The sequence below is a fragment of the Streptomyces blattellae genome (assembly GCF_009709555.1).
Lineage (GTDB): Bacteria > Actinomycetota > Actinomycetes > Streptomycetales > Streptomycetaceae > Streptomyces > Streptomyces blattellae.
In genome coordinates this window covers 74,874-101,346 of the sequence record NZ_WJBG01000127.1, presented here as the reverse complement: position 1 = coordinate 101,346, position 26,473 = coordinate 74,874, and the positions used below count along the sequence as shown (strand labels likewise).

23 protein-coding genes, 1 tRNA gene and 2 pseudogenes are annotated in these 26,473 nt (G+C 70.3%); 21 read left to right on the top strand and 5 right to left on the bottom strand.

Annotated elements, in window-relative coordinates:
- Positions 1 to 158 precede the first annotated feature (158 nt).
- The 11 genes and pseudogenes from GFH49_RS11915 (at position 159) to GFH49_RS11860 (ending at position 9,506) form a co-directional block, all read left to right on the top strand.
- Positions 159 to 1,018, top strand: a pseudogene (locus GFH49_RS11915) (MOSC domain-containing protein).
- A gap of 72 nt (positions 1,019 to 1,090) precedes the next feature.
- The gene (locus GFH49_RS11910; RefSeq protein ID WP_155055810.1) at positions 1,091 to 2,353 is read left to right on the top strand and encodes an MBL fold metallo-hydrolase; all 1,263 of its coding nucleotides are present in this window, start codon (positions 1,091 to 1,093) and stop codon (positions 2,351 to 2,353) included.
- 597 nt (positions 2,354 to 2,950) lie between these two features.
- On the top strand, positions 2,951 to 5,308 hold the full coding sequence (locus tag GFH49_RS11905) for a sensor histidine kinase (protein WP_230396251.1): 2,358 nt from the start codon (positions 2,951 to 2,953) through the stop codon (positions 5,306 to 5,308).
- 86 nt (positions 5,309 to 5,394) lie between these two features.
- Positions 5,395 to 5,829 carry a roadblock/LC7 domain-containing protein gene (locus GFH49_RS11900; RefSeq protein ID WP_155055809.1) on the top strand — a complete coding sequence of 145 codons (435 nt, stop codon included), beginning with the start codon at positions 5,395 to 5,397 and terminating at the stop codon, positions 5,827 to 5,829.
- A 2-nt stretch (positions 5,830 to 5,831) separates the two neighbouring features.
- Positions 5,832 to 6,203, top strand: a complete 372-nt coding sequence (locus GFH49_RS11895; protein WP_155055945.1) for a DUF742 domain-containing protein — start codon at positions 5,832 to 5,834, stop codon at positions 6,201 to 6,203.
- Positions 6,181 to 6,798: a GTP-binding protein gene (locus GFH49_RS11890; RefSeq protein WP_155055808.1), complete on the top strand. Its 618-nt coding sequence runs from the start codon at positions 6,181 to 6,183 to the stop codon at positions 6,796 to 6,798. The genes GFH49_RS11895 and GFH49_RS11890 overlap by 23 nt, the downstream gene beginning before the upstream one ends.
- Positions 6,799 to 6,857: 59 nt before the next feature.
- A complete protein-coding gene (locus tag GFH49_RS11885; protein ID WP_155055807.1) occupies positions 6,858 to 7,436 on the top strand; it encodes a GAF domain-containing protein in 579 nt (192 codons plus the stop codon).
- Between the two features lie 363 nt (positions 7,437 to 7,799).
- A pseudogene (locus GFH49_RS40050) lies at positions 7,800 to 7,949 on the top strand (LysR family transcriptional regulator); the annotation flags it as partial.
- Between the two features lie 55 nt (positions 7,950 to 8,004).
- Positions 8,005 to 8,583, top strand: coding sequence for a helix-turn-helix domain-containing protein (locus tag GFH49_RS11870; protein ID WP_155055806.1), 579 nt, complete (start codon positions 8,005 to 8,007; stop codon positions 8,581 to 8,583).
- Positions 8,580 to 9,116, top strand: a complete 537-nt coding sequence (locus GFH49_RS11865) for a GNAT family N-acetyltransferase (protein WP_155055805.1) — start codon at positions 8,580 to 8,582, stop codon at positions 9,114 to 9,116. The genes GFH49_RS11870 and GFH49_RS11865 overlap by 4 nt, the downstream gene beginning before the upstream one ends.
- Before the next feature lie 30 nt (positions 9,117 to 9,146).
- A complete protein-coding gene (locus GFH49_RS11860) occupies positions 9,147 to 9,506 on the top strand; it encodes an MmcQ/YjbR family DNA-binding protein (RefSeq protein WP_196217949.1) in 360 nt (119 codons plus the stop codon).
- Here the strand turns inward: GFH49_RS11860 and GFH49_RS11855 are convergent.
- Entirely contained in the window at positions 9,503 to 10,405 is a 903-nt protein-coding gene (locus GFH49_RS11855) for a transketolase family protein (RefSeq protein ID WP_155055803.1), read from the bottom strand. The two genes, GFH49_RS11860 and GFH49_RS11855, sit on opposite strands and share 4 nt — an antisense overlap.
- Before the next feature lie 160 nt (positions 10,406 to 10,565).
- Positions 10,566 to 11,273 carry a thiamine pyrophosphate-binding protein gene (locus GFH49_RS11850; RefSeq protein WP_155055802.1) on the bottom strand — a complete coding sequence of 236 codons (708 nt, stop codon included), beginning with the start codon at positions 11,271 to 11,273 and terminating at the stop codon, positions 10,566 to 10,568.
- A 149-nt stretch (positions 11,274 to 11,422) separates the two neighbouring features.
- Between GFH49_RS11850 and GFH49_RS11845 the strand changes: the two genes are divergently transcribed.
- Positions 11,423 to 11,496: transfer RNA gene (locus tag GFH49_RS11845), tRNA-Pro, on the top strand.
- 242 nt (positions 11,497 to 11,738) lie between these two features.
- Here the strand turns inward: GFH49_RS11845 and GFH49_RS11840 are convergent.
- From GFH49_RS11840 to GFH49_RS41450, 3 genes are read right to left on the bottom strand one after another with little or no spacing between them, the layout of a single operon-like run.
- On the bottom strand, positions 11,739 to 12,467 hold the full coding sequence (locus GFH49_RS11840; RefSeq protein ID WP_155055801.1) for an SDR family oxidoreductase: 729 nt from the start codon (positions 12,465 to 12,467) through the stop codon (positions 11,739 to 11,741).
- Positions 12,464 to 13,315: an acyl carrier protein gene (locus tag GFH49_RS11835; protein WP_155055800.1), complete on the bottom strand. Its 852-nt coding sequence runs from the start codon at positions 13,313 to 13,315 to the stop codon at positions 12,464 to 12,466. Before GFH49_RS11835 ends, GFH49_RS11840 begins: the two co-directional genes overlap by 4 nt.
- Positions 13,312 to 13,962, bottom strand: coding sequence for an acyltransferase domain-containing protein (locus GFH49_RS41450; RefSeq protein WP_408055904.1), 651 nt, complete (start codon positions 13,960 to 13,962; stop codon positions 13,312 to 13,314). Before GFH49_RS41450 ends, GFH49_RS11835 begins: the two co-directional genes overlap by 4 nt.
- Before the next feature lie 661 nt (positions 13,963 to 14,623).
- Between GFH49_RS41450 and GFH49_RS11825 the strand changes: the two genes are divergently transcribed.
- The 9 genes from GFH49_RS11825 (at position 14,624) to GFH49_RS11785 (ending at position 26,465) form a co-directional block, all read left to right on the top strand.
- Positions 14,624 to 15,409 carry a universal stress protein gene (locus GFH49_RS11825; RefSeq protein WP_155055798.1) on the top strand — a complete coding sequence of 262 codons (786 nt, stop codon included), beginning with the start codon at positions 14,624 to 14,626 and terminating at the stop codon, positions 15,407 to 15,409.
- Between the two features lie 702 nt (positions 15,410 to 16,111).
- Entirely contained in the window at positions 16,112 to 16,705 is a 594-nt protein-coding gene (locus GFH49_RS11820) for a hypothetical protein (RefSeq protein ID WP_155055797.1), read from the top strand.
- A 701-nt stretch (positions 16,706 to 17,406) separates the two neighbouring features.
- Positions 17,407 to 18,432, top strand: a complete 1,026-nt coding sequence (locus GFH49_RS11815) for an alpha/beta hydrolase family protein (RefSeq protein ID WP_196217947.1) — start codon at positions 17,407 to 17,409, stop codon at positions 18,430 to 18,432.
- Positions 18,433 to 18,566: 134 nt separating this feature from the next.
- Positions 18,567 to 19,820 carry an acetate/propionate family kinase gene (locus GFH49_RS11810; protein WP_155055795.1) on the top strand — a complete coding sequence of 418 codons (1,254 nt, stop codon included), beginning with the start codon at positions 18,567 to 18,569 and terminating at the stop codon, positions 19,818 to 19,820.
- Between the two features lie 366 nt (positions 19,821 to 20,186).
- Positions 20,187 to 21,299, top strand: a complete 1,113-nt coding sequence (locus tag GFH49_RS11805) for a serine hydrolase domain-containing protein (protein ID WP_155055794.1) — start codon at positions 20,187 to 20,189, stop codon at positions 21,297 to 21,299.
- A gap of 190 nt (positions 21,300 to 21,489) precedes the next feature.
- The gene (locus GFH49_RS11800; protein ID WP_155055793.1) at positions 21,490 to 22,182 is read left to right on the top strand and encodes a response regulator; all 693 of its coding nucleotides are present in this window, start codon (positions 21,490 to 21,492) and stop codon (positions 22,180 to 22,182) included.
- A gap of 274 nt (positions 22,183 to 22,456) precedes the next feature.
- Positions 22,457 to 24,181 (top strand): sensor histidine kinase, encoded by a 1,725-nt coding sequence (locus GFH49_RS11795; protein WP_155055792.1) that lies wholly within the window; start codon positions 22,457 to 22,459, stop codon positions 24,179 to 24,181.
- Positions 24,182 to 24,405: 224 nt separating this feature from the next.
- On the top strand, positions 24,406 to 24,747 hold the full coding sequence (locus tag GFH49_RS11790; protein WP_155055791.1) for an ArsR/SmtB family transcription factor: 342 nt from the start codon (positions 24,406 to 24,408) through the stop codon (positions 24,745 to 24,747).
- Positions 24,744 to 26,465 (top strand): SulP family inorganic anion transporter, encoded by a 1,722-nt coding sequence (locus GFH49_RS11785; protein ID WP_155055790.1) that lies wholly within the window; start codon positions 24,744 to 24,746, stop codon positions 26,463 to 26,465. The genes GFH49_RS11790 and GFH49_RS11785 overlap by 4 nt, the downstream gene beginning before the upstream one ends.
- Positions 26,466 to 26,473: the final 8 nt, after the last annotated feature.

Below are 26,473 nucleotides of genomic sequence, written 5' to 3'. Positions count from 1 at the left end.
GCGGGCTCCTCGACATGTGCGTTACTGAATGACGAGTCAGTATTGGAACAGGCGGCGTGGCGTGTCAACGCGAAACCGGTTGAGCGGCCGGCGGGTGGCATCAGTAGGTTCTCTCCGGGAAAGCGCACCGGTCGCGGATCGGAGGGAGCGGGCAGGACATGGCCCATGTCGTCGAACTGATCCATTACCCCGTCAAGGGGTGCGCGGGGATCTCGCCGGGCGAGGCGATGGTGACACCCGCCGGTCTCGCGTACGACCGCAGCTTCATGGTCGTCAGCGAGGCGGGAGTCTTCCGGACGCAGCGGCGGGATCCGCGGCTCGCGCTCATCCGGCCAGAGATCCGCGCCGGCGGGGAGCGACTGGTGCTGCGGACGCCGGGGTTCGAGGCGGTGCAGGTCGATGTGGACACGTCCGGGGCGCGGCGGCCGGTCGACCTGTTCGGGAACCCGTATCGGGGGATCGACCAGGGTGACACGGCCGCCGCCTGGCTGTCGGACGTGCTCCGCGCACCGAGCAGGCTCGTCCGCGTGCCGCCCGAGCACGACCGGGTGACCGACGGCCGGACACCGGGCACCTCCGGCTATGCCGACAGCTGCGCACTGCACATCCTCGCCCGCTCCACCCTCGACCTCCTCAACGCCAAGGTGGCCGAGCAGGGCGGCAGCCCGCTGCCGATGGACCGCTTCCGTCCGAACGTCGTCGGCGGCTGGGACGAACCGCACACGACCGTGCCCACCGCATCACCCTCGGCGACGCCGAACTGGGCTACGCCAAGCTCGCCATCCGCTGCGCCGTCACCCTGGTCGACCAGGAAACCGGGGCCAGGGACGGCCCGGAACCGCTGCGCACGCTCGCCGGATACCGCCGGGCGACCGACGGCGGAGTCGCGTTCGGAGCGAGGTTCGCGGTCCTGCGGCCCGGCAAGGTGACGGTCGGGGACGAGGTGGACGTGCAGGTGTGGGGCGACTCCGAGCAGAAGTTCCCGGCGGGCGGAGGCAGGTGGGACATCGCGCCGTGACCGGGGCGTTCCGGGGTTGTCAGAGGGATCGCCCATAATGGAAGCCTCGGCGAATTCCCCCCTGGAGGTACCGTGACCGGAATCCGTTCTCTGAGCTCCGGGCTCAGCGCGCTGCAGCCCGATGCGTTCGGCGCGGAACCCGTGGGGGAGCGTCTGGCGCGCATCCGCCGGTCGCCCCACTTCAAGGACGGGGTCTTCCTGAACCCCGGCGGCGAGACCCGGACCCGGCCCTCCATCTCACCCTTGGACGTCGCGAAGGGTTTGTTCGACACGGACTCCCGCCCCCCTCGCGCCCACCGCTCCCCGCAGGGCACGATTCCGGTGCACGCCACCACCCTCGCCGACATCTCCCGGCCGCCCGCCACCGGACTGCGGCTGACCTGGATGGGGCACTCCAGCGTGCTCGCCGAGATAGACGGTCGGCGCGTGCTGTTCGACCCCGTCTGGGGCGAGCGCTGCTCCCCGTTCGCCTTCGCCGGCCCCAAGCGGCTGCACCCGGTGCCGCTGCCGCTGGCCGCGCTCGGTCCCGTCGACGTCGTCGTCATCTCGCACGACCACTACGACCACCTGGACATGCCCTCGATCAAGACGCTGGCGGGCACGGACACCCTGTTCGCCGTGCCGCTCGGTGTCGGCGCCCACCTCGAACACTGGGGTGTCTCCGCGGACCGGCTGCGCGAGCTGGACTGGCAGGAGTCGACCGAGATCGGCGGCCTCACCCTGACCGCCACCCCGGCCCGCCACTTCTGCGGCCGCGGGCTGCGCAGCACCCAGCACACGCTCTGGGCCTCCTGGTCGGTCGCGGGCGAGAACCACCGGATCTACCACAGCGGAGACACCGGTTACTTCGAGGGTTTCAAGGACATCGGCGCCGACTACGGACCGTTCGACGCCACGATGATCCAGATCGGGGCCTACTCCGAGATGTGGCCCGACATCCACATGACCCCCGAAGAAGGCATGCGCGCCCACCTGGACCTCCAGCGCGGGACGCCCGCCGGGGTGATGCTGCCGATCCACTGGGCCACCTTCAATCTGGCGATGCACCCGTGGGCGGAACCCGGTGAGGGCACCATGGCCGCCGGCCGTGCGGAGGGCGCCCGCGTGGCCGTGCCTCGTCCCGGCGAGCCCTTCGAACCCACGGCCGAGTCCGTGCCGTCCGCGCCCTGGTGGCGTGAGGTGGCGGCCACCCCGGCAGGCGGATGGCCGGACCTCGACCAGCGCACCGACGTATCGACGAAAACCGCGACCGAGGCCCCGGCAGCTACGGCCGGTGACGTTCCGGGCAGTGCTGCCGAGGGCAGCGGCGAGGCCACGGCCGTACCGGCGAACTGATCGAACGCGGAAAAAGCGCGGAAAAGCTTGGACGGCGAGGGCCGGGGAGTGAAGAGCTCCCCGGCCCTCGCCGTCTGCTTGTGACCACTTCTGACCAGCAGCGATCACTCTCTTCTCGTTCAGGAACGGGGGTTCGAGAGGTTTATCGGCCTGTCGTACGAGGCCTCATACCAGAGCGGGACGCTCACCGTGGGACTTTGTCAACTGCCCACCGCACATGATGCAGAAGCGACTACTGTGAGTGTCCGCTGGGCGACGCAGGGCCGAATTTCACGGCTCGCTCGACCGGCACCGTGATGGCGTATGCCCGATTCGCGCAACCGCGCCGGGGGCGTCGTGAGGATCAGGATTCAGAACGGATCAGGCAGCGGAGTCCGGCAGGTGCAACTGCGAGGCGGCGGAGGGAGCCGACGGGATGGGATCGCCCCTGACCCGACCCGGGCCGGGAGCCGGGGGAAGCCGGTGACCGGCGACCGCGTCGGCGCGGCGCCCTCCCGACGCGAGCGCGGCCGGGGCACCGGCGGGGCCCGCGAAACCGGCGGCGGCCACGCGACACCCCCTGGCAACCAGGCCCGACGGACCAGCACAAGGACACCGATGTCTCAGCTCCGCGCACCGGCAGCACGCGCAGACCGCCGCGAGGGCGGCAGGCACGGGCGGCCGGTCGCCCGCCCAGTAACCACGCTGCCCGAGACGCACATACGGCCCCAGCTCCTGCGTCTCGCCGTGCTGCCGCCGGTCGCGGTCGCCCTCAGCGCCAGCGCCGCCGTGCTGTTCACCGTCCGCACCACGGGGGTGCAGCCCAGCGTCACCCTGTGGGGCGTGCTCGCCGGCGCGGTCTCCGTGACCTGCGTCGGGATCGCGGTCGCCGCCGTGGCCGCCGACCGCGCGGCCAAGTCCGTGAGCGACCGGCTCGGCGCGATGCGGCGGAGCAGCGCGCGTGCCGAGGTCGATCTGAAGGCCCTCGTCGAAGCGTTGCGGCGCGGCGACGGCCCGCCCAAGCGCAAGCCGCGCGGCGGACCCCCCGAGGACGCCGACGACTTCGAACTGCTCGCCGCCGACCTGGCCCGCGCACACGACGGCGCCGTCACCGCCGTCGTCCAGGCCGCACAGCTGTCCAGTCAGGCCGGCAGCGAGCAGAAGCTGGAGGTCTTCCTCAACCTCGCCCGTCGCCTGCAGTCGCTGGTGCACCGCGAGATCTCCATCCTCGACGAGCTGGAGAACGAGATCGAGGACCCCGACCTGCTCAAGGGCCTCTTCCACGTGGACCACCTCGCCACCCGCATCCGGCGCCACGCGGAGAACCTCGCCGTACTCGGCGGCGCCGTGTCGCGCAGGCAGTGGAGCAACCCGGTCTCCATGACCGAGGTGCTGCGCTCGGCCATCGCCGAGGTCGAGCAGTACTCGCGCGTCAAGCTCGTACCGCCGATCGACGGCACCCTGCGCGGGCACGCCGTCGCCGACGTGATCCATCTGCTCGCCGAACTGGTGGAGAACGCCACGGTGTTCTCCGCCCCGCACACCCAAGTGCTGCTGCGCGCCAACCTGGTCACCTCCGGGCTAGCCGTCGAGGTCGAGGACCGCGGACTCGGCATGCCCGTCGGCGAGCAGAACAAGATGAACGCCCTGCTCGCCGACCCCGACCAGGTCAATGTCGCCAGCCTGCTCGCCGACGGCCGCATCGGGCTGTTCGTCGTCTCCCAGCTCGCCCGGCGGCACGGCATCAACGTGCGTCTGCAGACCAACATTTACGGCGGTGTCCAAGCCGTACTCGTGGTGCCGGAAGGGCTGTTGGGTACGCCTCCGGGTGCCCAGCAAGCCGTGCGGCCGCCGCAGGACACCGGTGGCGGGGCGGGAGCGGCCGTTCCGCCACAGCAGCATGCGCGGCCCGTGCCGGCGCCCGACGCGGGGCGGCAGCGGGTCGCGCCCGTGGCGCCGACCGCTGTGCCGCCCCGGCAGCAGGCTCCTCGGGCCGCCGCACCGAGCCCGGACAGTGGCTTGTCGATGCCGCTGCCCGTGCGCGTCCACGAGGAGCGGCCCAACCCGGCGGAGGCCCTGCCGGGCATCCGGCCCGAAGACCGTCCGCTGGTCGCCGAGCGCGCGGGCACACCGCCCCTGCCGCACACCGGCACTGTCCGCGGCACCATGGGCAAGCCCCAACTGCCCCGGCGCCGGGCCCAGGAACACATCGCACCCCAACTGCGCGACGGACCGGCACCGCGCCAGGACACGGACCACCTCGTCGGCCACGATCCCGGCCTCATGGCGGCCTTCCAACGCGGGATCGGCCTTGCGGAGTCGCAGCAGCACGTGGGGGCGGGCGATAGGGGGTCAGGCCACGTGGAGTCGGGCTACATGGGGTCCGGTCACATGGAGTCGGGCTACATGGAGTCGGGTCACATGGAGTCGGGTCGCGTGGAGTCGGGTCAAACGGGGGTGGGACACATGGACTTGGCGCACACGGACTCCGGGAACAGCGGCGCTTCGCCGCACATGGATGCGGCGCACATGGAGGACGACATGGGCTCTCCACACATGGATGCGGTGCACATGGACTCGGCGCACATGGGCTCGTCGCGCGAGGTCTCTCGGCATGCGGACACCACGCCGCCTTTCGAGACGCCGGACACGGGGTCGGGACACACGAACTCCGGGCCACACATGGTGTCCAGTGCTACGGACCCCGCACACATGGGCCCCGCACACGCGGAGCCGGTACACATGGAGCCGGTACACATGGAGTCGGCACACATCGAACCGGTGCGCACCGAGCCGACGCGCTTCGCGCCGACCCGCTCGGACGCATCCCACACAGATGCTGGCCCCATGACCAGGGCCCATTCCATGGACGTACCGCCCATGGATCAGGCCCACACAACGGAGGCGCGTCTCGTGCCGCCCCGCCCGGACCACCACACCACCACCCGGCACGACGGGAGCGCACCAGCCGGATGACCACTTCCGTAGCCACCCCCACCCCGCCGTCCACCCCCACACCCAGCGCTCCCGCAGACCTTCGTACCTCAAGGAGTCGATCCACCATGGCGAGCGAAGCGCCGACCGGCCGTGTATCCGATCTCGACTGGCTGATGAGCGGCCTCGTGCAGCGCGTACCGCACACCACCAGCGCGGTACTCCTGTCCTGCGACGGGCTCGTGAAGTCGGTCCACGGCCTCGACCCGGACAGCGCCGACCACATGGCCGCCCTGGCCTCCGGTCTCTACTCCCTGGGCCGCAGCGCCGGGGTTCGGTTCGGCGACGGCGGAGACGTCCGCCAGGTCGTCGTCGAACTCGACTCGACGCTGCTGTTCGTGACCACCGCAGGATCCGGCACGTGCCTCGCCGTGCTGGCCGGCCGGGAGGCCGACGCGGCGGTGCTCGGTTACGAGATGGCGATGCTGGTCAAGAGCGTCCGTCCCTATCTGATGACCGCGCCCCGTCAGCAGGCCGTCGAATCCACGGCGTTGAGGCCTTGACCGTGGCGGCGGCCGGCGACGGGCCCTGGCTCGACGACGCGGCCGGACGGCTGGTGCGCCCCTTCACGGTCAGCAACGGCCGTACCCGGCCGACCGTCGCGCTCGACCTACTGTCGCAGGTAATGGCCACCGGGGCCACGCCTCTCGGCTACCTCGGCCCCGAGCACGCACAGGCCCTCGACCTGTGCCATGCGCCCGTCTCGGTCGCCGAGGTCGCCGCCCATCTGAAGCTGCCGGCGGTGGTCACCAAGGTGCTGTTGTCCGACCTCGTCGACTGCGGGGCGCTGACCACCAAGCCCCCCGAGTTCCACCACAACCCCACTGACCGGGCCCTTCTGGAGGCAGTGCTCGATGGACTACGACGACAGCTCTGACTACGACGACGGCGCCGATCCCTTCCCCACCGCGCTCAAGATCCTGGTGGCGGGAGGGTTCGGGGTCGGCAAGACGACCTTCGTCGGCGCCGTCAGCGAGATCGCGCCGCTCAGCACGGAGGAGTTGCTCACCACGGTCAGCGCCGCGACCGACAACCTCGACGGGATCGAGAACAAGGTCGAGACGACGGTGGCCATGGACTTCGGCCGCATCACCCTCGACCCGGAACATGTGCTCTACCTGTTCGGCACACCGGGACAGGAGCGGTTCTGGTTCATGTGGGACGAACTCTCCGAGGGCGCCCTCGGAGCGGTCATCCTCGCCGACACCCGCCGACTGGAGGACTGCTTCGCCGCCGTCGACTTCTTCGAGCAGCGAGGTATGGGCTTCATCGTCGCGATCAACGAGTTCGACGGCTCCTACCGCTACGCCCCCGAGGAGGTACGCGCGGCCCTCGACCTCGACCCCGAGATCCCCGTCGTGCGCTGCGACGCCCGGATCTCCAGCTCCGGCGTCCAGACCCTGCTGGCCCTGGTACGGCACCTCATCGCCCACGCCCCGGCCCCGACGCCGAGCCACGGCGCCCACATGTGATCCCCGCACACCCCACGGAGCCCGCCTATGAGTCACTCCCACAGCGACGGAGTGCGCCGATGAGCTACGACCCGCCGCGTCCGGCCGGTCGTCTGCTGCTCACGCCCGAGGACAAGGAGGCCCCCGCCCGGGCCGAACGCCTGCGTCGGCTGGGCCTGGGGGAGCGGACCGAGCCCGCCCTCGACGCCTTCGCGGACGGTCTCGCCGAGCTGACCGGAGCGCCGTACGCCATGGTCAACTTCATCGACGAGAACCGGCAGTTCTTCGCGGGCCTGCATCTCCCGGCCACCGACCCGTTCGTGAAGCGCGACGGCACCAGTCCGGAGTTCGGCCGGACCCTCCCGCGCGACCATGGGTTCTGCCCCCATGTGGTGGTCCGGCGGAAGGCGCTCGTCCTGGAGGACGTCTGCGACTATCCGCGGTTCGCCGGCAACCCCGTCGTCGACGAGTTCGGCATCCGTTCCTATCTCGGCGCACCGCTCATCGACAGTACGGACATGGTGCTCGGCACCATCTGCGTCTTCGACGTGGCACCGCGGCCCTGGGGCAAGCCGGGCCTGGAGACCATCAAGTCGGCGGCGGCAGATCTTGTCGCCCGGCTTGAGCGGCGGGAGGCCGACGGGCTTCCGGTGTTCTGACCTTCGGTGTTCTGGCTTTCGGTCTTCTGACGGGGAGCGGCCACTCGCCAGCCCACCGGTCTGCTACTTCGTACACGCCAAGCGAAAGATCGTCGATGCCGCGGGTGGCCGACGGCAGCCTGGACCTGGCCGCGTGCTGGGTGCGCAGCGCGGACGTGCAGTGCTTCGGACTACGGGCCCACCTCATCGGCGCGGACCGGTAGCACGCCGTGGCCGGGGGCGGGGCGGCGACAGCGGTGACATACCGGATGCGGCGGTGCGGGACACCGATGCCCTCGTCGACGACGACATCACGTCCTGGGAGCCCGCCCGGTCGCGTCCGCATCAGGGTCCAGGACGCCGGGGGAGCCGCCGGCCTGCCCGGACGCCGGGGAGGTTCCGTTGGCGGAGCTGGCCAAGGACCCGTGGCTGGGGCCGTACCCGGCAATCCGTGCCACGACGTACGTCGTCCTCGCCTGCGAGAGCGGGGGATTCCAGCCCTGCCTGGAGCACTCCTCGGACGACCTCCGCGCCGCACGGCGTGGACCTCACGGGCGCGGCCTCTCGTATATGGGATAGCATCCCGGATGTGAAACAAGTAGAAGCCGTGCCGGACCCCGTGGACACCCGGCTAGGTGCCCGCCTCGCCGAGCTGCGGGCCGAACGGGGCTGGTCCCTAGGGGAGTTGGCGGAGCGCAGCGGAGTGAGCCGGTCGACGCTGTCCCGTGCCGAGCGCGCGGAGGTCAGCCCCACGGCGTCCCTCCTCAACCGCCTCTGCGCCGTCTACGGACGGACCATGTCCCAGTTGCTCAGCGAGGTCGAGCAGGAGCCCGCACTGCTGGTGCGGGCGGCCGAGCAGCACGTGTGGGAGGACCGGTCCTCGGGGTTCGTACGGCGGTCGGTGTCCCCACCGCATGCCGGGCTGCGCGGTGAACTCGTCGAGGGGCGGCTCGCCGCGGGCGCCGACATCGCGTACGACCGGCCGCCCGTGCCGGGACTGGAGCAGCACATCTGGGTCCTGGAGGGAGTCCTTCAGGTGACCGCGCAGGACATCGAACACCGGCTCGACGCGGGTGACTGCCTGCGACTGCGGGTGTGGGGGCCGACGCGGTTCCGGTGCACCGGCGCCGAGGAGGTCCGGTATGTGCTGGCGGTGGTGCTGCCATGACCGTCATACGCATGGACGCGGATCAACTGCGCGCGATGGTCGAGGAGTTGACCGACCTGCTGACCGACACCGTGCACTCGGGTGCCTCCATCGGCTTCCTCGCGCCGCTCGACCGCGCGGCGGCCGTGGCGTGGTGGACGGACCGGGCCGCCGCCCTGGCCGCCGGACGGCTCGCGGTGTGGGTGGCACGAGACGAGACAGGCCGGGTGGTCGGCACGGTCAGCCTGGCCTTCCCCGACAAGCCCAACAGCCGTCACCGCGCGGAACTGGTCAAGCTGATGGTGCACCGCGACGCGCGGGGGCAGGGCCTCGGCCGTGCGCTCCTCGACACCGCAGAACAGGCGGCAGCGGAAGCGGGCATCACCCTCCTCCACCTCGACACCGAGACCGACAGCCTCGCCGAACGCCTCTACCGCTCCGCCGGCTGGACCCCGCTCGGCGCGATTCCCGACTACGCGGCGAGCCCCGACGGGGTGCTGCGGCCGACGACCATCTACTTCAAGCAGGTCGGAGCGGACGCTCTCACCTGCTGATTGTCAGTGGGAGCCGCTACGGTGCGTCTCATGCCGGATGCCGAAGACGTACGACGTATCGCCCTGTCCCTGCCGGGCACGACGGAGAAGATCGCCTGGAGCATGCCCACGTTCCGGGTCGCGGACAAGATGTTCGCCACACTGCCCGAGGAGGAGGCCTCCATCGCCGTGCGCTGCCCCAAGGAGGAGCGCGACGAGCTGGTCCTGGCCGAGCCGGAGAAGTTCTGGATCGCCGAGCACGAGGCGATGTTCGCCTGGGTCCGGGTCCGGCTCGCCGCACTGGAGGACGAGGGCGAGCTGAGAGACATCCTCGCCGACTCCTGGCGCCAGGCAGCGCCGACCCGGCTCCTCGACGCCCACCCGGAGCTGGGGCTGCTGGCCGCGGACTAGCGGCCCACGAACCCCGTGATCCGCTCCCGAAGCGACCCGGCGTCCAGGCCGTGAGCGGCGACATGCTCCTCGACACCGCCGTAGCGCCGCAGCTCACGACGGCCGACGCCCAGGCCCAGGACACGGTGGGGTACGTCGGCGAGCGCGTCGTTCGCGGCGGCGGTCGACGTACCCGCGAGGTAGGGCTCGACGAGGACGACATCGGTTCCGGCCCCCTCCGTGGCCCGGCGCAGTGCGTCCGCGTCGAAGGGCCGTACGGTCGTCGCGTACAGGACGGTCAGGTCGAGGCCCTCGGTGGCGTCGAGCACGGCGTCGAGCACCGGGCCCACGGCGACGACGGCGCCGGAGCGGCCCTCGCGGACCGTGAGAAGGCGCGGCGCCCCGTCGACCGGGCGTCCGGTCGTGTTCGACTGGAGGGACAACCGGACGTACACCTTGTCTTCACCGGCGGCGACCGCATGCCGCAGCAGAGTCTCCGCCTCGTCCGGATGCCCGGGCACATGCACGGTCCAGCCGTCCAGGGTGTCGAGCAGCGCCACGTCGCCCGGTGCCATGTGCGTGTAGCCGCCGGCCGGCCAGTCGAACGACGCGGCAGCGCTCACCAGCACCGCACCGACGTCCTGATGCCCGAGATCCAGCTTCACCTGTTCGAACGGCCGCTCCACGAGAAAACTGGCGAAGGTGTGCACGATCGGCCGCATCCCGGTGAGTGCCAGCCCCGCGCCCGCCCCGACCAAGAGCTGCTCGCGGATACCGACGTCGATCACCCGGTCAGGATGGCGCCGCCGAGCCTCCTCGAAACTGTCCGAGCCGATCACGGCGAGAACGACCGCGACCCGCGGATCCTCGTCGAGCAGCCGGGAGGCGACGGGTGCGAAACGGTCGCGCATGGTGTCCATGGGGTTCGAGCCCTTCTGTTGAGGTCGAGTGGGCGTGGGGTGGTGTGGGCGCGGGGTTGGGCGGAAGTGAGGTCGGAATGGGAGCGAGGCGGAGTGGGAGCGAGGCGGAGTGGGAGCGAGTGGAGTGGGAGCGAGTGGAGTGGGCGTGTGCGGGTGGTGCTCAGGCGTACTTCGGCTCGACGCGGGCCACGACCACGTGCGGGCGCCCCGGGTGCGGAGCGGTGGACGCGGCGTACAACGCCTCGTGGTCACGTCCGTCGACCGTGACCGCCGACCAGCCCGCGGCCTCGAAACGGGCGGCGATCCCGCCGGGCCGTGCGTACGTGGCGGAGGCGTTGTCGATGACGACGGTGTGCAGTCGCTCCAGCCCGGCGGGCCCGGCGAAGGCGATCGCCTCATGGTTGCTGCCCTCGTCCAGCTCGGCGTCTCCGACGAGCGTCCAGACCCGCGGCTCGTCGAGCCCTTGGGCGCGCAGCCCCAGCGCCATACCGACGGCGATCGGCAGCCCGTGCCCCAGCGAACCGCTGCCGATCTCCGCCCCCGGCACGAGCACCCGGTCGGGGTGGTGGCCGAGCGGGGAGTCGTACGAACCGAAATCCGGCAGCCACTCCAGCGGAACGAAGCCCTTCGCGGCCAGGACCGCGTAGTACGCCATCGGCCCGTGCCCCTTGGACAGTAGAAACCGGTCCCGCTTGGGGTCGTCCGTCAGCTCCGGGCCCACTCGCAGCACCCGGTCGTAGAGCACCCACAGCGCATCCAGCGTGGACGTCGCCGCCAGTCCGTGCTTCTCGTCGCCGGACATCAGGCTCATGAGCCCGGGCAGGTCGGCGTAGCCGTACGTCCGCCCGTTTTCCTCGGTGATCGTCATGCCGACGATCGTGCAACCTCAACCAAACATGAGGTCAAGCGAGGCTCTGCGATGTTCGCCCCGCATAAACGAGTGCGCGACCATCTGCCCGAGTGCGGTATTGTTTCCATGCACGTTCGGCCAGGGGAAACCCCAGGTCAGACGGGCATCGGGACGTGGCGCAGCTTGGTAGCGCACTTGACTGGGGGTCAAGGGGTCGCAGGTTCAAATCCTGTCGTCCCGACTGGAGACAGTTGGAGGTCAGGGCCGGTTTCGGAGGTTTCCGAAACCGGCCCTTGATCGTTCTTGGGGACCAGTTGGGGACCAGTTGGGGACCAGTGCCCTTGACCGGGTCAGCGGGTCACGACGATCGGGCTCGGTAGCGAGCGCGGTGCGCGCAGCACACTGTCTGAATGCCCTCGGTCCGGGGTCCATGGGCCCCGGACCGAGGGGTGAGTCGCTGTGCGTGGACGTGCCGGGAATCGGTCAGACCTGTTCGAAGTGGAACGCCTTGATGAAGCAGTCGCGGGGCTGGGCGACGGCGAAGAGGATGCACTCCACGAGTGACTGCGCGGTGAGGGCGTCCTTGGCCTCGCGCGGTGTGGCCTCCCACTGCTCGGAGAGCGGGTCGGGGTTGTCGAAGTCGGGCGGGTAGAGGGAAATCACCCGGACCCCCTGGGGCCTCAGGCGCTTGGAGAGGATCTCGGCGAACCCTGCCTGGGCGCTCTTGGCCGCGTAGAAGGCGTCGTGCGCGTCCGAGCGGTGATGACCGGCCGTTCCGCAGGCGGAGATCATGGTCACCACGTCCGGCTTATCCGAGTTGAGCAGGAGAGGGAGGAAGTTCTTCACGGCCAAGACGGTGCCGGTGGCGCCGGAGGCGATGGTGTCGACGACGTCGGCGTCGGATGCGGATTGGAGGGCTGGTCCTTCGAGGTAGCGGGAGCCGTTGTTGATCAGCACGTCGATGCGGTCGGTGTGACGGGCGATGCCGGCAGCGAAGTCGCGGATCGAGGCCGGGTCCGTCAGGTCGCAGGCGAAGGCGTGGACCTGCTGGTGCCCTCGGCCGCGAATCTCGTCGCGGACACGTTCGGCGGCGGCGAGAGTGCGTGCGGAGAGGAAGACCTCGGCGCCGAGGTCCGCGAGACGGATGGCCAAAGTGCGTCCAAAATCGCGGCCGGCGGCGGTGATGACCACACGGTGATCGTCGAATCTCATGTCGGTGCTCCTGGTTCATGGATCGGACGTTGTGGTGGAGTGCGGCGGTTGACCTCGGCGGCGTAGGCGGCCCAGTCTCCGGCGGCGGCTCGCTGCCATGTGACGGCGTCGGTGATGCCGATGACGAGGGTGCGGAGCCGTGCGGCGGCGAGGACGGCATGGCTGCGGCGGACCGCGACCTGTTGGAGGGCCAGTTCAGCGACGGGTGCGGGAAGCTCGACCGGGACGGCGCCGGGGCGGATGCGGACGGCTCCGCCGTCTCCTCGATGTGGTCGATGGTGAGCCGGGGGATGGCGGCGGGCCGCTGGGCATGGAGGAGCAACAGCAGTCCGGCGAGGCGGTCTTCGGGCTTGAGGGTGTCGTCGTGCAGCAGGCGCCGGGCGGTGGTTCAGCGGGCCTCGTCGTCCATCGGCTGGGAGGTGGAGTTGCCCCTCGGCGATCACCTGGACCTGGCGGGCGAGCAGATCGAGGGCGTTCTGACTGGCGTAGCCCTGTTCTGCAGTGGCCGCGGGCGCGGTTTCCAACACCTCGGCCGACGTCGGCGCGGCCGGGGCGGGCTCCGACTCCGAGTCGGTCGGTGCGGGCGCCGGTACCGCCGCCCCGGCTCCTGGTTGCATGCGTTCCGGCACTACTTTCACGAGCAGTTGGGGAGTTGCCGCCTCCTCGAACAGCTCTCGCATCATGACACGGGCGCCGAAACCCTCTTCGAGTTCCCGCAGCACGCTGACCATCTGGAAGGAGTCCGCTCCCAGGTCCACGAACTCACGGTCCGGAGCCACTTCCGACACCGGGCATCCGAGATGCTGGGCAGCCAGTTCGGTCACCCGGTCCAACGCCGTCTGTGTCATGTCGTTCTCCTTGTTCGATCGATTGGTCTCGCTCGGCAAGCCGTTCGGGGTGGCCTTCTCGGCAGGGCGGGGGGACTCGGCACGACCAGTTCGGGACCTGACCAGTGCCGTGCGTGCTGGAAGGGATAGCGGGGCAGCGGGATACGCCGGCCCGTACTTCCCTCCAGCAGACGCACCGGGTCAGACAGCAGGCCGAGGCAATGGAGTTCCGCGGCCGCCGCCCACAGGGCTCGCAGCCCGGTGCCGCGTCGGTGGGAGACCTGGGCCTTGATGTGTGTGTGGGGGGGGGCGACCGGCGGAGCATCCCACTGAGGGCACTTCCGGGACCGATGTCGAGCACGGTGGCGAGGTCCGACATGTTCACGTGTTCGAGTGCGGCGTCGAAGTGGACGGGATCGCGGGCCTGACGTACGAAGTAGTCGATGTCCGGGACCCACGGCGAACAGCGCCGGCTGCGCCGTGCTCGTCTCCCAGACCGTTCCCGTCTCGGTGGCTGACGTGTCGAGCAGCGGATCCAGCAGTGAGGTGCCACCGGCTTCCTTGTAAAAGCGCTCGCACTCGTCCAGAACGTCCCGGACGACGGCGAAGCGGTCGTAGAGCGGGCGTGCCATGCCCCGGTACGGACTGCCCTGTCCGCCGAAGAGCATCATCGGGGCGCCGGCGGTCCGGGGCACTTCCCCTGCCGCGAACGGCTTGGGTTCGCGGTCCCCGTCGCCGAGGAAGGCGTCGAGGGAATCGGCGAGGCTGTCTGGGCTGTCGCCCAGAGCGACCAGGGGTCTCGACGGCGGGATCGTCGGCCCGGCGGTGACAGCCGGGCACTGCGGCAGATCGGCGTAGCGCTGGCGCAGCAGGGCGGACGGTTCCGGTCCCGGGCTTCGCGGGCGGTCCACCACGCGGCTGTGGCGCTCGTTGCGGAGCCGTCGAGTCCGACGACGACAGACCGTCACGGCACACCTCCGGCGTGGCGTCGGCGCGACAGACGCGAAGCGGAAGACGCGAAGCGGATTGCGGACGACAAAAGAAGAAGCGGATTGCGGACGACAAAGAAGAAGGGGACTGCGGCGCATGTTCACCGCTCCCAGGCCCGTCGCCGGACGGCCGCCGGGGGAGGGCCGGACGGTGAGTTCTTGTGGTCCGTACGGCCCATGCGGGACGCGGGCGGCGGGCAGAGGCTGAGAGCCCGTGGAGGCACGTGCGGCGGCCCGGCAGAGGTAGCCGGGCGCCACGTCCTTCCGCGTGGGGTTGCCGCCCGCTCGATGCGCGGCATCCGGTTGTGTCCTGGGACCGCACAAGGAGGGGAGAGTTGCGATGAGCGGCATGGTCGTGGTGGGAGTGGACGGCTCACCGTCGAGCCTCGATGCGGTGGAAGCCGCGGCGTGGGAGGCCGGTCGGCGTGGCCTGGGACTGCGGTTGGCGCAAGCCTTGCCGTGGCCGGCGGAGCCCGTGCCGCCTGGTGCACCGCCCTGGGATCCGAACGGGGTGGGGCTGCATGACGGTGCCGACGCCGCATTGGCCGAGGCCGAGCGGCGAGCCCGTCGTGTCGCCCCGCAGGTGGAGATCACCCGTGAGGTCCTCATGGGCGAGCCCGCGAGGGTACTGCAGTCGGAATCGCGCTTCGCGGCGCTCACCGTGGTGGGCGACGGTTCGGCGGGCCCGCCGCGCGGCTCGGTCGCCGGGCAGCTGACCGCTCGCTGCGCCTGCCCGGTGCTGGTGGTGCGCGGCCGGGTGCACCGGACCGGACCTGTGGTGCTGGTCGGCGATGCCTCGCCGGCGACCCGGGAAGCGGCCGAATTCGCCTTCGCCGAAGCCTCTGCGCGCGGCACGGACCTGGTAGTCCTCCCCACGCGCGGGAACGACGACCGGTACGCGCCGACTGACCTGCAAAAGAAGTACCCCGACGTCACGGTGCGCTTCCGGCGGCTCCGGCACTGGGCGCGTCGCGCTCTCGTCGACGCGAGCGCCGACGCCCAACTCGTCGTCATCGGCGCACGCGGCAGGGGCCGCGTCGCGGACCTGCTGCCGGGGTCGGTCGGCAGGGCGGTGCTACGCGACGGGCAGTGCTCAGTGGCCGTGATCCCCGCCGGAACGGTGTGATCGCGGACGCACAGGTCATCTCCGAGGTTCGTACGCGCCGGCCCCCCGGACGAGGGCCGCGCCGAGTTGTCGGACGCGCCCAGGCCGGCCCGCTGCAGCGGGCCGGCCTGGGCGCTCCTGCGATCCCTCCACTCGGCACAAGGCCGCGCTGATACGCGAGTTGCCGGCAGCCCGCAGGCGGGGGACGCGGGTTGCACCATGGACACCTCGCCCACCTCATCCGCACCTGGCTGAAGAAGATGCGGTACCGGCCCGATCTCCTCGGCGGCTTCATCTTCATCGCCGGGACAGGCCACACCTGGACATCACCACGGCGTCGCCCCGAAACCACGGGCGTTGTCCCGTCGTGAAAATTTCGGTGGCCATGTCGACGGATCTCTGGGGGGATCACGCCTCGCGTCCCCAAGCGCCGGCTGCCCCACGGCGGGCACGCGGCGTTCAACTGCGGCGCGTACGACCCTGGATCATCCCGCTCACGACCGCCGTCACCACCTGCGTACCTCACCTGCCGGGACAGCGCGTGCCCGGCCCCGGCTGCCCGCACCTGCCCGGGCCCGCCGCCCCGCCATAGGGCCTCGGACGTCAGGACCTTCAGTATGCCGCACAAGGACTTGTGGCCCCCTCCGCGGAGCGCACGTGATCCCGACGATGGAGGAACTGACACGGCACCGGGAACCCCCGGGACTCGGAAAGGAACGTCTCATGAACCGTCGTACCTTCGACGCGCTGATCGCCATGGGTGGAGTGGTCCTCACCGTCCTCCTCCTGGCCGTCGGCGGCCTCGCCCTGTGGGGCCACCAGTTCGCGAACGACAGCGTGCAGGACCAGCTCGTGGCGCAGAAGATCTACTTCCCGGAGGAGGGCAACGAGCAACTGGACGACCCGAGGATCGGCCCCTACATCAACGAGTACGCCGGGGAGCAGTTGACGACCGGCGCCCAGGCCAAGGCCTACGCCGACCATTTCATCGGCGTCCACCTGGAGGACGTCGCGGACGGCCAGACCTACGCGGAGGTGTCGCTCAAGTCGGTGTCTGATCCGGACAACGCCGAGCTGGCCGCACAGGCCGAAAGCCTGTTCAAGGGCGAGGCGCTGCGCAGCGCGCTGCTGAGCGCCTACGCCTTCTGGCAGGTCGGGCAGATCGCCCTGTACGCCGCCATCTCCGCCTTCGTCGGCGCGGGAGTGATGCTCGTGCTGGCGGGGCTGGGCTTCCTGCACCTGCGCCGGACCAGCCCGTCCGCCGAGGTACTGCCCAAGGTGGCCCACCCGAACGCCCCCAAGCCCGCGACGGCCTGACCGCAGCAGCGCGGCGAACCGACCGGTTCACCTGATCGCGCCCGGACCCGAGGGTCCGGGCGCGATCGCTGTCCGGCGCCGCAGTCACCGATCACCACGCACCGATCCCGCCGCAGACCTCGGCAGGGTCGGTCGTTTCCGTCGTCGGCTGCCCGCTGGGTCCGAGACGTGGCAGTACCACCTGGGCCACACCGGGCCGTGATCGTCGCGGCCGAACGCGGCGAGAAACCCCCGGCGCCTGCCGAAGTGGCCGAACCCGCCGTGTCCCTGGCTGCCAGTCAGCATCTTTCTCGTCTGCCGGGCGTGAACGGATCCTGGCCTCTCTGAGAGGCGCGACTCGCAGGAACGGCGGCGACTGCACGCTGGTCGAGTGGTGGTCCGAACGGCACTGCGCGTGACGGTCAGCCGCTCGTCCCCACGTCGTTGTGCGATGTTCAATCCCTCGCCGGCTGCAGATCCCGGTGTCATGCGGGGCCGGCCGGTAGGGCCGTTCGGCGAGGCATTGGAGGGCCGTCTGGCGAGGCCTTTGGGCCCTGTCCGAGATCACCGATGCGGAACACCCTTGATTGTGCGGGGGGTTCACGCTGGAGGTTTCGATGACGGGCAAAGCAGCACAAGGGCAAGGAGCACTGGCTGTGCAGGAAGAGCCGGCCAGGCAAACCGGACCGCGGAAGCGGCCCTGGGGTCAATCGCGCGAACGGATGGTAGCGAGCGGCGTCGACGCCTCGGCGGTCGCCGACCTCCTCAAGCGGGTGGACGGGGACGGCGAGGACTGGGTCAACGTCGCCGAAGAGATCGGCGACCGCCAGGACGCCTACGCGCAGGCCGAACTCGACGCCGGACACCGCGCGAGCGCCAGGTACTTCTTCCTCTCCGCGGCGTCGTTCTACCGGGTCGCGTCGTACGAGATCCATGACATCACCGAGGAGAAGGTCCGGCTGAACCAGAAGACGACCGCCGACTTCGCCAAGGCGGCGGCGCTGTTCGACCCGCCCCTCGAAGAGGTCAACATCCCCTACCACGGCTTCGACATGCACGGCTGGATCTACCTGCCGAAGGACGCTCCGGAGCCGTGCCCGATCGTGCTGATGATCGGGGGCGCCACCGGGTTCAAGGAAGAGTTCCACAGCCACGCCATGCTCATGGTGGAGCGGGGCTTGGCGGTCATCTCCATAGACGCACCCGGCCAGGGAATCACCCGGTACCTCAACGGCGGGGCTCTTGAGGTCGAGTGTGAGAAGGGCATCGGGAAGATCGTCGACTTCATCAAGCAGGATCCGCGATTCAGCAAGATCGGGATCTACGGTGGCAGCGCCGGCGGCTACTACGTCACCAGGACCGCCGCGCTCGACCATCGGATCGACGCCTGCGCCGTGTACGCCGGCGGGTACAACCTCATCGACATGATCACCGGCGACGAGCGGTACCGGTACTACGTGCATCACTTCGCGGTCCTCCTGGACACCGAGGACGAGGCCGTGAAGGGCCTGATGTCGCGGATGACGATGGAGGGCATCGCCGAGAAGATCGAGTGCCCGCTCATCATGGTGCACGGAGACCGCGATCCGCTGTTCGGCATCGAGGGGCAAAGGCGGCTCCTCGCGGAGGCACGGTCCGAGGACAAGCGGCTTGTCGAGTACCCGAGCACCTTCCACGGCGCTCCGGAGCACGCCTCGAAGTCGTTCCGGCTCCTGGCCGACTGGATGGCCGACCACCTGTTCGCGTAGGCGACTTGCGTCCCTCGCGACAGGCACGGCACGAGACGCGTGCGGTTCGTCTGACGGATCGGGCCCTGATGGACCACCGGTCACCAGGCCGCCCAGGCACGCAGCGAACCGCACGCAGCTCGAAAGGCGCTGTCATGATCGTCCTTGTTCTGAACGCAGGCAGTTCATCTCTCAAGTACCAAGTGGCCCAGGCGGAGACGGCGACCGTTCTCATGTCCGGCCTGGTCGAGCGCATCGGCACGCCCGATGCGCGCATGTCCGTCGTCACCGGCGGCAAAAGGATCAGCAGGACAGCGAACGCTCCCTCTCACGGCGCGGCACTCGAACTCATCTTCCGCACGGTGGTCGACAGCGAGATCGGCGTCCTCGGCCAGGTGTCGGAGATCGACGCGGTGGGCCACCGCGTCCTCCACTCCGGTCACGCTTTCGACGACTCGACGCTGATCACGGAGGAGGTGCTGCGTGAACTTGAGCGGCACGACGACCTGGCACCGCTGCACAACCCGTACAACGTCCTCGGCGTCCGCGAGGCAATGCGTCTCCTGCCGGATGTCCCCCATGTCGCCGTCTTCGACTCGACGTTCTTCGGGAAGATGCCCGACCACGCCGCCTACTACGCCCTGCCGGTCGAGTACGCCGAGGACCAGAAGGTGCGCCGTCATGGCATTCACGGAACGTCGTACCGCTACGTCACGAGGGAGATCGCCAGGCTCCTGGACCGGCCGGCCGAACAGCTGCGGATGATCGTCTGCCACCTGGGCAGCGGTTCATCGGTCACCGCCGTCGAACACGGAACGGCTGTCGACACCTCTGCGGGACTCACCCCGCTCGAAGGCCTGGTCATGGGGACGCGGTCCGGTGACGTGGATGCGGGTGTGGTCTTCTTCCTCATACGTCGATGTGGGCTTGGCGTCGATGAAGTGGAAGCGCTGCTCAATCGGAGGAGCGGCATGCTCGGGGTGTCGGGCGTGAGCAACGACATGCGGGATGTGCTCGAACACGCGGAGCGGGGCAATGAGCGATGCCGGCTCGCGGCCGACATGTACGTGTACCGGATCAAGAAGTACATCGGCGCCTACGCGGCAGCGATGGGCGGTGTGGATGTCCTGGCATTCACCGGCGGCATCGGCGAGCACGCCGCGGTGATCCGGTCATCGATCTGTGCCGACATGACGTGGCTGGGCATCCGGCTCGACGAGACCAGCAACGCGGCAGGCCGGTCAGGGATCCGGCGGATCAGCGCGCACGACTCGGAGACGGACGTTCTCGTGGTTCCGGCCGACGAGGAACGGATCATCGTCGAGGACACGCTGCGCCTGGTCGGGTACACGGCCGACGACGGCGCGGCGGCCCTTCGCGTGAGCAAGCCGCCCGCGAGGACCGGATGAGGCATGCAAGCAAGGCGACACCGTCGAGCGACGCAGGAGCCGGACCCCATGACAGCGGCTGACCGCCAAGGCCCGTCCGGCTGACGCCCGGGGGTGAGAACCTCATCGGCCCTGTCCAGCCCTGGCGGATGAGGGCGATCCGGAGACACAACCTGGGCGACCGCGACGGGGCGCGCGCCCGGCTCCGGATGGCCCGCTTCGAGAGCATCAGGCGAGCATCCTGCCGCCTCCGCGGCCGGATTGGCGTCCGTACGCGCTTCGGTGCGGGTTCTTCCGCCGGCCAGGGTGGCCGACCGGAGCACGAGCAACGCTCGCTGAGCGAGAATTGGGTTGCCCTGGCCGATGGACGCGGACTAAACACGGCCCATGGCCGACATACAGGGCTCGTACGATCAACTGTTCTCCGCCGTGCCCAGTGCGCTGGCCGCCTCGCTGGACGACGGAGACGTCGGGGCCTCGGTGGCGGTCTTCGTGGACGGCGAGCCGGTGGTGGACGTGTGGGGTGGATTCGCCGACACAGGCCGCACCATCCCGTGGCAGCGGGACACGATCGTCAACGTCTGGTCCGTCACCAAGACGATGACGGCTCTGTGCGCACTGGTCCTCGCCGACCGCGGCGAACTCGACCTGGCCGCACCGGTCGCCCGGTACTGGCCGGAGTTCGAAGCGGCAGGCAAGGAAGACGTGCTGGTGCGGCACCTTCTGGCACACACCGCGGGCCTGCCCGACTGGGACGGGCCGCTCACAGCCGACGATCTCTACGACTGGCCCGCGGCCACGGCGCGGCTGGCCGCGCAGGCTCCGCAGTGGGAACCCGGTAGCGCCGCCGGATACCACTCGATCACCCAGGGATTCCTCGTGGGCGAGGTCGTCCGCAGGATCACCGGCCGGAGCCTGGGCGCCTTCTTCGCCGACGAGGTGGCCGGACCGCTGGGCGCGGACTTCCACATCGGGTTGCCCGCCGAGGACGACCACCGGGTGGCGCTCGCCGTGCCGCCCCCGAACCGGGACGAGGACTACACCGCGAGCGCGCCCGGCGACAGCGCAACTCGCGCCGCAGGGACCGGAATCCGGGTCCGCGACGGCAACAGCGAGGCCTGGCGCCGCGCGGAGATCCCCGCGGCGAGCGGATTCGGCAATGCCCGCTCGATCGCCCGTGTGCAGTCGGTGATGGCTTGCGGAGGAGCCGTACGCGGGGTGCGGCTGCTGTCACGGGCGGGCTGCGACCGCGCGTGGGAGGAGCAGTTCAGCGGCGAGGACCGCGTCCTGGGCATGCCGATGCGCTACGGCCTCGGCTACGGGCTGTTCGGCAGCACCTACGGGTGGGGCGGATGGGGCGGATCTATGGTCATGATCGAACCCGACGCACGTATGGCGGTCGCGTACGTGACGAATCAGATGCGTGAGCCGGCAGACGACACTCGGGGACTGGAGGTCGTCATGGCCACCTACGACGGACTCCAGGGGTTGCGGGCCTGATTCAACGGGTCACGGACAGCACGCCGGTTCGGGACCCGACCGCGGTGGGTAGCCGTCGAGCACGGAAGGCCGCGGAAAACAGGGCCGACCGGCCCTGGTCCTCGGGCCCGGAAGCCAGCAAGATCTCGAATAGAGTATCGGCCGTGTCCGTTGTGGACATCGGCGTGTGACGCGGGACAGGGAGCAGAGGATGGCGGAGAGCGATCGGAACGGCCCCGGCAGCCCGATCGAGGTCTTCCTGCTGGACGACCACGAGGTGGTACGCCGCGGGGTACGTGACCTGCTGAACGACGAGCCGGACATCACGGTCGTCGGTGAGGCCGGTACGGTCGAGCAGGCCCTCGTCCGCGTCCCCGCTCTGCGCCCGCAGGTCGCCGTGCTGGACGTGAGGCTGCCCGACGGGGACGGGGTGACGGTGTGCCGGGAGCTGCGCTCGCGCATGCCCGACCTGGCATGTCTGATGCTGACCTCGTTCGATGACGAGGAGGCGCTGCTGGATTCGATCATGGCCGGCGCGGCGGGCTATGTGCTCAAGCAGATCCAGGGCTCGGACCTGGTCTCCGCCGTCCGCACGGTGGCCCGGGGGCAGTCCTTGCTCGACCCGAGCGCCACCACCAAGCTGATGGCCCGGCTGCGCGGCGGTCAGGAGCAGGAGAAGGAACCGGACGCGCTGCCGGGGCTGACCGACCGCGAGCGGGAGATTCTCGCCCTGATCGGCGAAGGTCTGACCAACCGGCAGATCGGCCAGCGGCTCTACCTTGCCGAGAAGACGGTCAAGAACCACATCTCCCGCCTGCTGGCCAAGCTCGGTGTGGAGCGGCGCATCCAGGCCGCCGTCATCGCGACTCAGGCGCAGGACCGGCTCAAGCAGGAAGGGCACTGAAGCCACTGAGGACACTGAGGACACTGAAGACCTGACGTCGGTGCCGGATGGAGCGGCAGACCATCGCTTCGGCCCATACCTCAGGACTGGGGCCGCTGTCACCGGCTCCGTGACCCCGTCGACGACATCGCCGCCCGTTTCCCAAGACCCGGCCGTTGGCCGCGCCCCTGATCCCGTACCGCCCCCGTACCTGCATCCGCACCTGTACCGATACCGTTGCCCATGACCGACTGGGTCGGCGGTGGGTGTGTCGAGGGAACCGGGAGGATCACCGGTGGGAAGCCCGACGGGGCGCGGGGAGGCCCGCGTACGGTTGCCCCAGCTGAGGCTGGACGAACTGCTGGAGGAACTCCAGGCACGCCTGGACGCGGCCCGCGGTACCCGTGACCGGGTGCACAGCCTGCTGGAGGCCGTACTTTCGGTCGGCCGTGAGCTGGACCTTGAGCAGGCGCTGCGCAGCATCGTGCAGGCCGCGGCTGTGCTGGTGGACGCGGAGTACGCCGCCCTGGGCGTGATCGGCCCGGACGGCAAGCATCTGTCGGCCTTCCACACGGTCGGAGTCAGCGACGAGCAGATCGCCCGGATCGGCCACTTTCCCGAGGGCCACGGCATCCTCGGCGAACTGATCACCCACCCTGAGCCGCTGCGGCTGCCGAAGATCTCCGAGCACCCCTCCTCGTACGGCTTCCCGGCCCATCACCCGCCGATGAACACCTTCCTCGGCGTCCCGATCCGCGTCCGCGACCAGGTCTTCGGCAACTTGTACCTCACCGAGAAGCGCGGTGGCGCCCAGTTCGACGAAGAAGACGAGTCCGTGCTCGCGACCCTGGCCGTCGCGGCCGGCGTGGCCATCGACAACGCCCGGTTGTACGAGGAGTCCCGGCTGCGTGAACGCTGGCTGCGGGCAAACGCGGAGATCACCCACAGCCTGATGTCGGGCAGCGAACGCGGCGAGGTTCTGCGGCTGATCGCCGAACGGGCCAGGGAGAACACCGCCGCGGCCCTGGCCGTGGTCGCTGTGCCGATGGAGGACACCGACTCGCTCACGGTGGAGCTGGCCATCGGACAGGAAGCAGAGGCGCACCGCGGGCTGGTCCTGTCCGTCGACGACGGCCTCATCGGCCGGGCCTTCTCCAACGCCGCTCCGGTCACCAGCTCGGACGTCTCCCAAGGCGACCGGGTCTCGTCGGGTCCTCGGCGCTTCACCGGCCTCGGCCCGGCCGTGGCCGTCCCCATCGGCAGCGGCGACGGCGTACGAGGCGTGGTGCTGTTGGTCCGCGCGGCAGGCACCACGGTGTTCACCGAGAAGGAGACCGAGCCGCTGCAGGGCTTCGCCGCGCAGGCCGCGGTCGCCATGGAGCTGGCGGAACGCCGCAGGGACTCCGAGCAGATCGCACTTCTGCAGGACCGTGACCGGATCGCCCGCGACCTGCACGACCTGGCGATCCAGCGCCTGTTCGCCACCGGTATGACGCTGCAGAGCGCGGGCCGCTTCATCGAGCACCCGGAGGCCTCGGAGCGAGTGCTGCGGGCCGTGGACGACCTGGATGAGACCATCAAGATCATCAGGTCGACGATCTTCGGGCTGCGCTCGCGCGAGGACGCCGTCGGGCAGGGCCTTCGAGCCCGGATCGTCCGCACGGCCGGGGAGGCGGCGCCGGTGCTGGGATACGCACCCAGCCTGCGCATGGAGGGGCTGCTCGACACGCAGATCCCCAAGGAGACGGCCGCGCACGTGATGGCCGTACTTTCCGAGGCCCTGAGCAACATCGCCCGGCACGCACGCGCCGACCGGGCCGAGGTCGTCGTGGAGACCGACGGCCGGGAACTGCGCCTCACCGTCTCCGACAACGGCGTCGGCATCCCGTCCGGGGGCCGCCGCAGCGGCCTGCGCAACATGGCCGACCGGGCCGGGCAGCTCGGCGGCACGCTGGAGGTGACCAGCCCTCCGGAGGGCGGTGCGCGGCTGGTGTGGCGGGTGCCGGTGGGGGAGGGGTAGGCGGCTCTCGGCCTACGCGGTCATCCACCGCCCACGGACTCCCGTCGACTGTCTCACTCGCGTCCGGAGGCCCGGAGCGGAGCGCTACTAACAGATGTGTGAATTGCAAAATTTCGCAACTCCATACATGCTGGGGTCGCTGTGCCCGCGTGCCCGGTGGTCGTCGGCCCAGCGCAGTCATCTGCCCCGACGGGCGGGATGCCGCCAGGGGAAGTCGAGGGGTTGTGTCCGTTCCGCTGTATCAGGCCAAGGCCGAGTTCTTCCGGATGCTCGGGCATCCCGTGCGCATACGGGTGCTGGAGTTGCTCCAGGACGGGCCGAAGCCGGTGCGCGAGCTGCTGGCGGCGATCGAGGTGGAGCCGTCGGCCCTGTCGCAGCAGCTGGCGGTCCTGCGCCGCTCGGGCATCGTGACGTCGAGCCGGGAGGGTTCGACCGTCGTATACGCGCTGGCCGGCGGCGATGTCGCGGACCTGATGAAGGCAGCGCGCCGGATCCTGACCGAGATGCTGGCCGGGCGCAACGAACTGCTGGCCGAACTGCGGGATGCCGAGGTCGCCGCGCGATGACCTCGGGAACCGGCCGGGCGTGGGCCCGGCTCGCGACGCTGCTTCCCGGCCGCTCCGACCTCGCGGAGATGCGGCGCGATCCCCGCCGGGACCTGCTCGCGGGCCTGACAGTCGCGATCGTGGCGCTGCCGTTGGCCCTCGGTTTCGGGGTGTCCTCCGGGCTCGGCGCGGAGGCGGGGCTGGCGACCGCCGTCGTCGCGGGCGCGCTGGCCGCGTTGTTCGGCGGGTCCAATCTGCAGGTGTCCGGTCCGACGGGCGCGATGACGGTGGTGCTGGTGCCGATCGTCGGCCAGTACGGGCCGACAGGTGTGCTGACCGTCGGGCTGATGGCGGGCGTGATGCTCGTGGGGCTGGCCGTGCTGCGGGCGGGCAAGTACATGCAGTACGTGCCGGCGCCCGTGGTGGAGGGCTTCACCCTCGGTATCGCGTGCGTGATCGCGCTGCAGCAGATCCCGAACGCGCTGGGCGTGCCCAAGCCGGAGGGCGACCGGGTTCTGGTGGTGACCTGGCGGGCGGCGGAGGAGTTCGCACAGTCCCCGAACTGGACGGCGGTCGGCTTCGCGGTCGTGGTGGCCGCGGTGATGCTGGTCGGCGCCCGGTGGCGGCCGACCGTCCCCTTCTCGATCCTGGCGGTCATCGCCGCCACCGTCGTCGCCCGGTTCCTCCACCTGGACGCAGCCGCCCCCATCGGCGACCTGCCGTCCGGCCTGCCCGCGCCCTCCCTCTCGTTCCTCGACCCCGGCGCGCTGGGGTCGCTGCTCGCCCCGGCCGTGGCGGTTGCCGCGCTGGCCGCGCTGGAGTCACTGCTGTCCGCCTCGGTCGCGGACGGCATGACGGTGGGTCAGCAGCACGACCCGGACCGGGAGTTGCTCGGTCAGGGCCTGGCCAATATCGCCGCACCGCTGTTCGGCGGTGTGCCCGCGACCGGCGCGATCGCGCGCACGGCCGTCAACGTCCGCACCGGCGCGAGCTCCCGGCTCGCCGCGCTCATCCACGCGGCGATCCTCGCCGTGATCGTCTTCGCGGCGGCACCCCTGGTCGCGCGGATCCCGTTGGCCGCGCTGGCGGGCGTGCTGCTGGCCACCGCCATCCGCATGGTCGAGGTCGGCTCGTTGAAGGCGATGGCGAAGGCGACCCGCTCGGACGCCGTGATCCTCGTCCTGACCGCCGTCGCCACACTCGTCCTCGACCTCGTCTACGCCGTGATCATCGGCTTGGTCGTGGCGGGCGCCCTGGCCCTGAGAGCGGTGGCAAAGCAGGCCCGCCTGGACCAGGTACCGCTCGACAAGGGCGACCACAGCGCCGAGGAGCACGCGCTGCTGGACGAGCACATCGTGGCGTACCGGATCGACGGGCCGTTGTTCTTCGCCGGGGCACACCGCTTCCTGCTGGAGCTGACCGAGGTGGCCGACGTGCGCGTCGTGATCCTGCGGATGTCGCGGGTGTCGACGATGGACGCGACCGGGGCTCTCGTGCTCAAGGACGCCCTGGAGAAGCTGAATCGCCGCGGGATCGTGGTGATGGCCTCCGGGATCCGGCCCGGACAGCGGCAGGTCCTCGACTCGGTGGGCGCGCTCGACCTGCTGCGACGGCATGGGCGGGAGTACGCCACCACCCCGGAGGCGATCCACGGCGCGCGCGACCACCTGGAGTCGGCAGGGGTCCTGCCCACCGTCCCGCCCCAGAAGACGGCCCCGATGCCCGCAGACAATCAGTGAGGAACGAG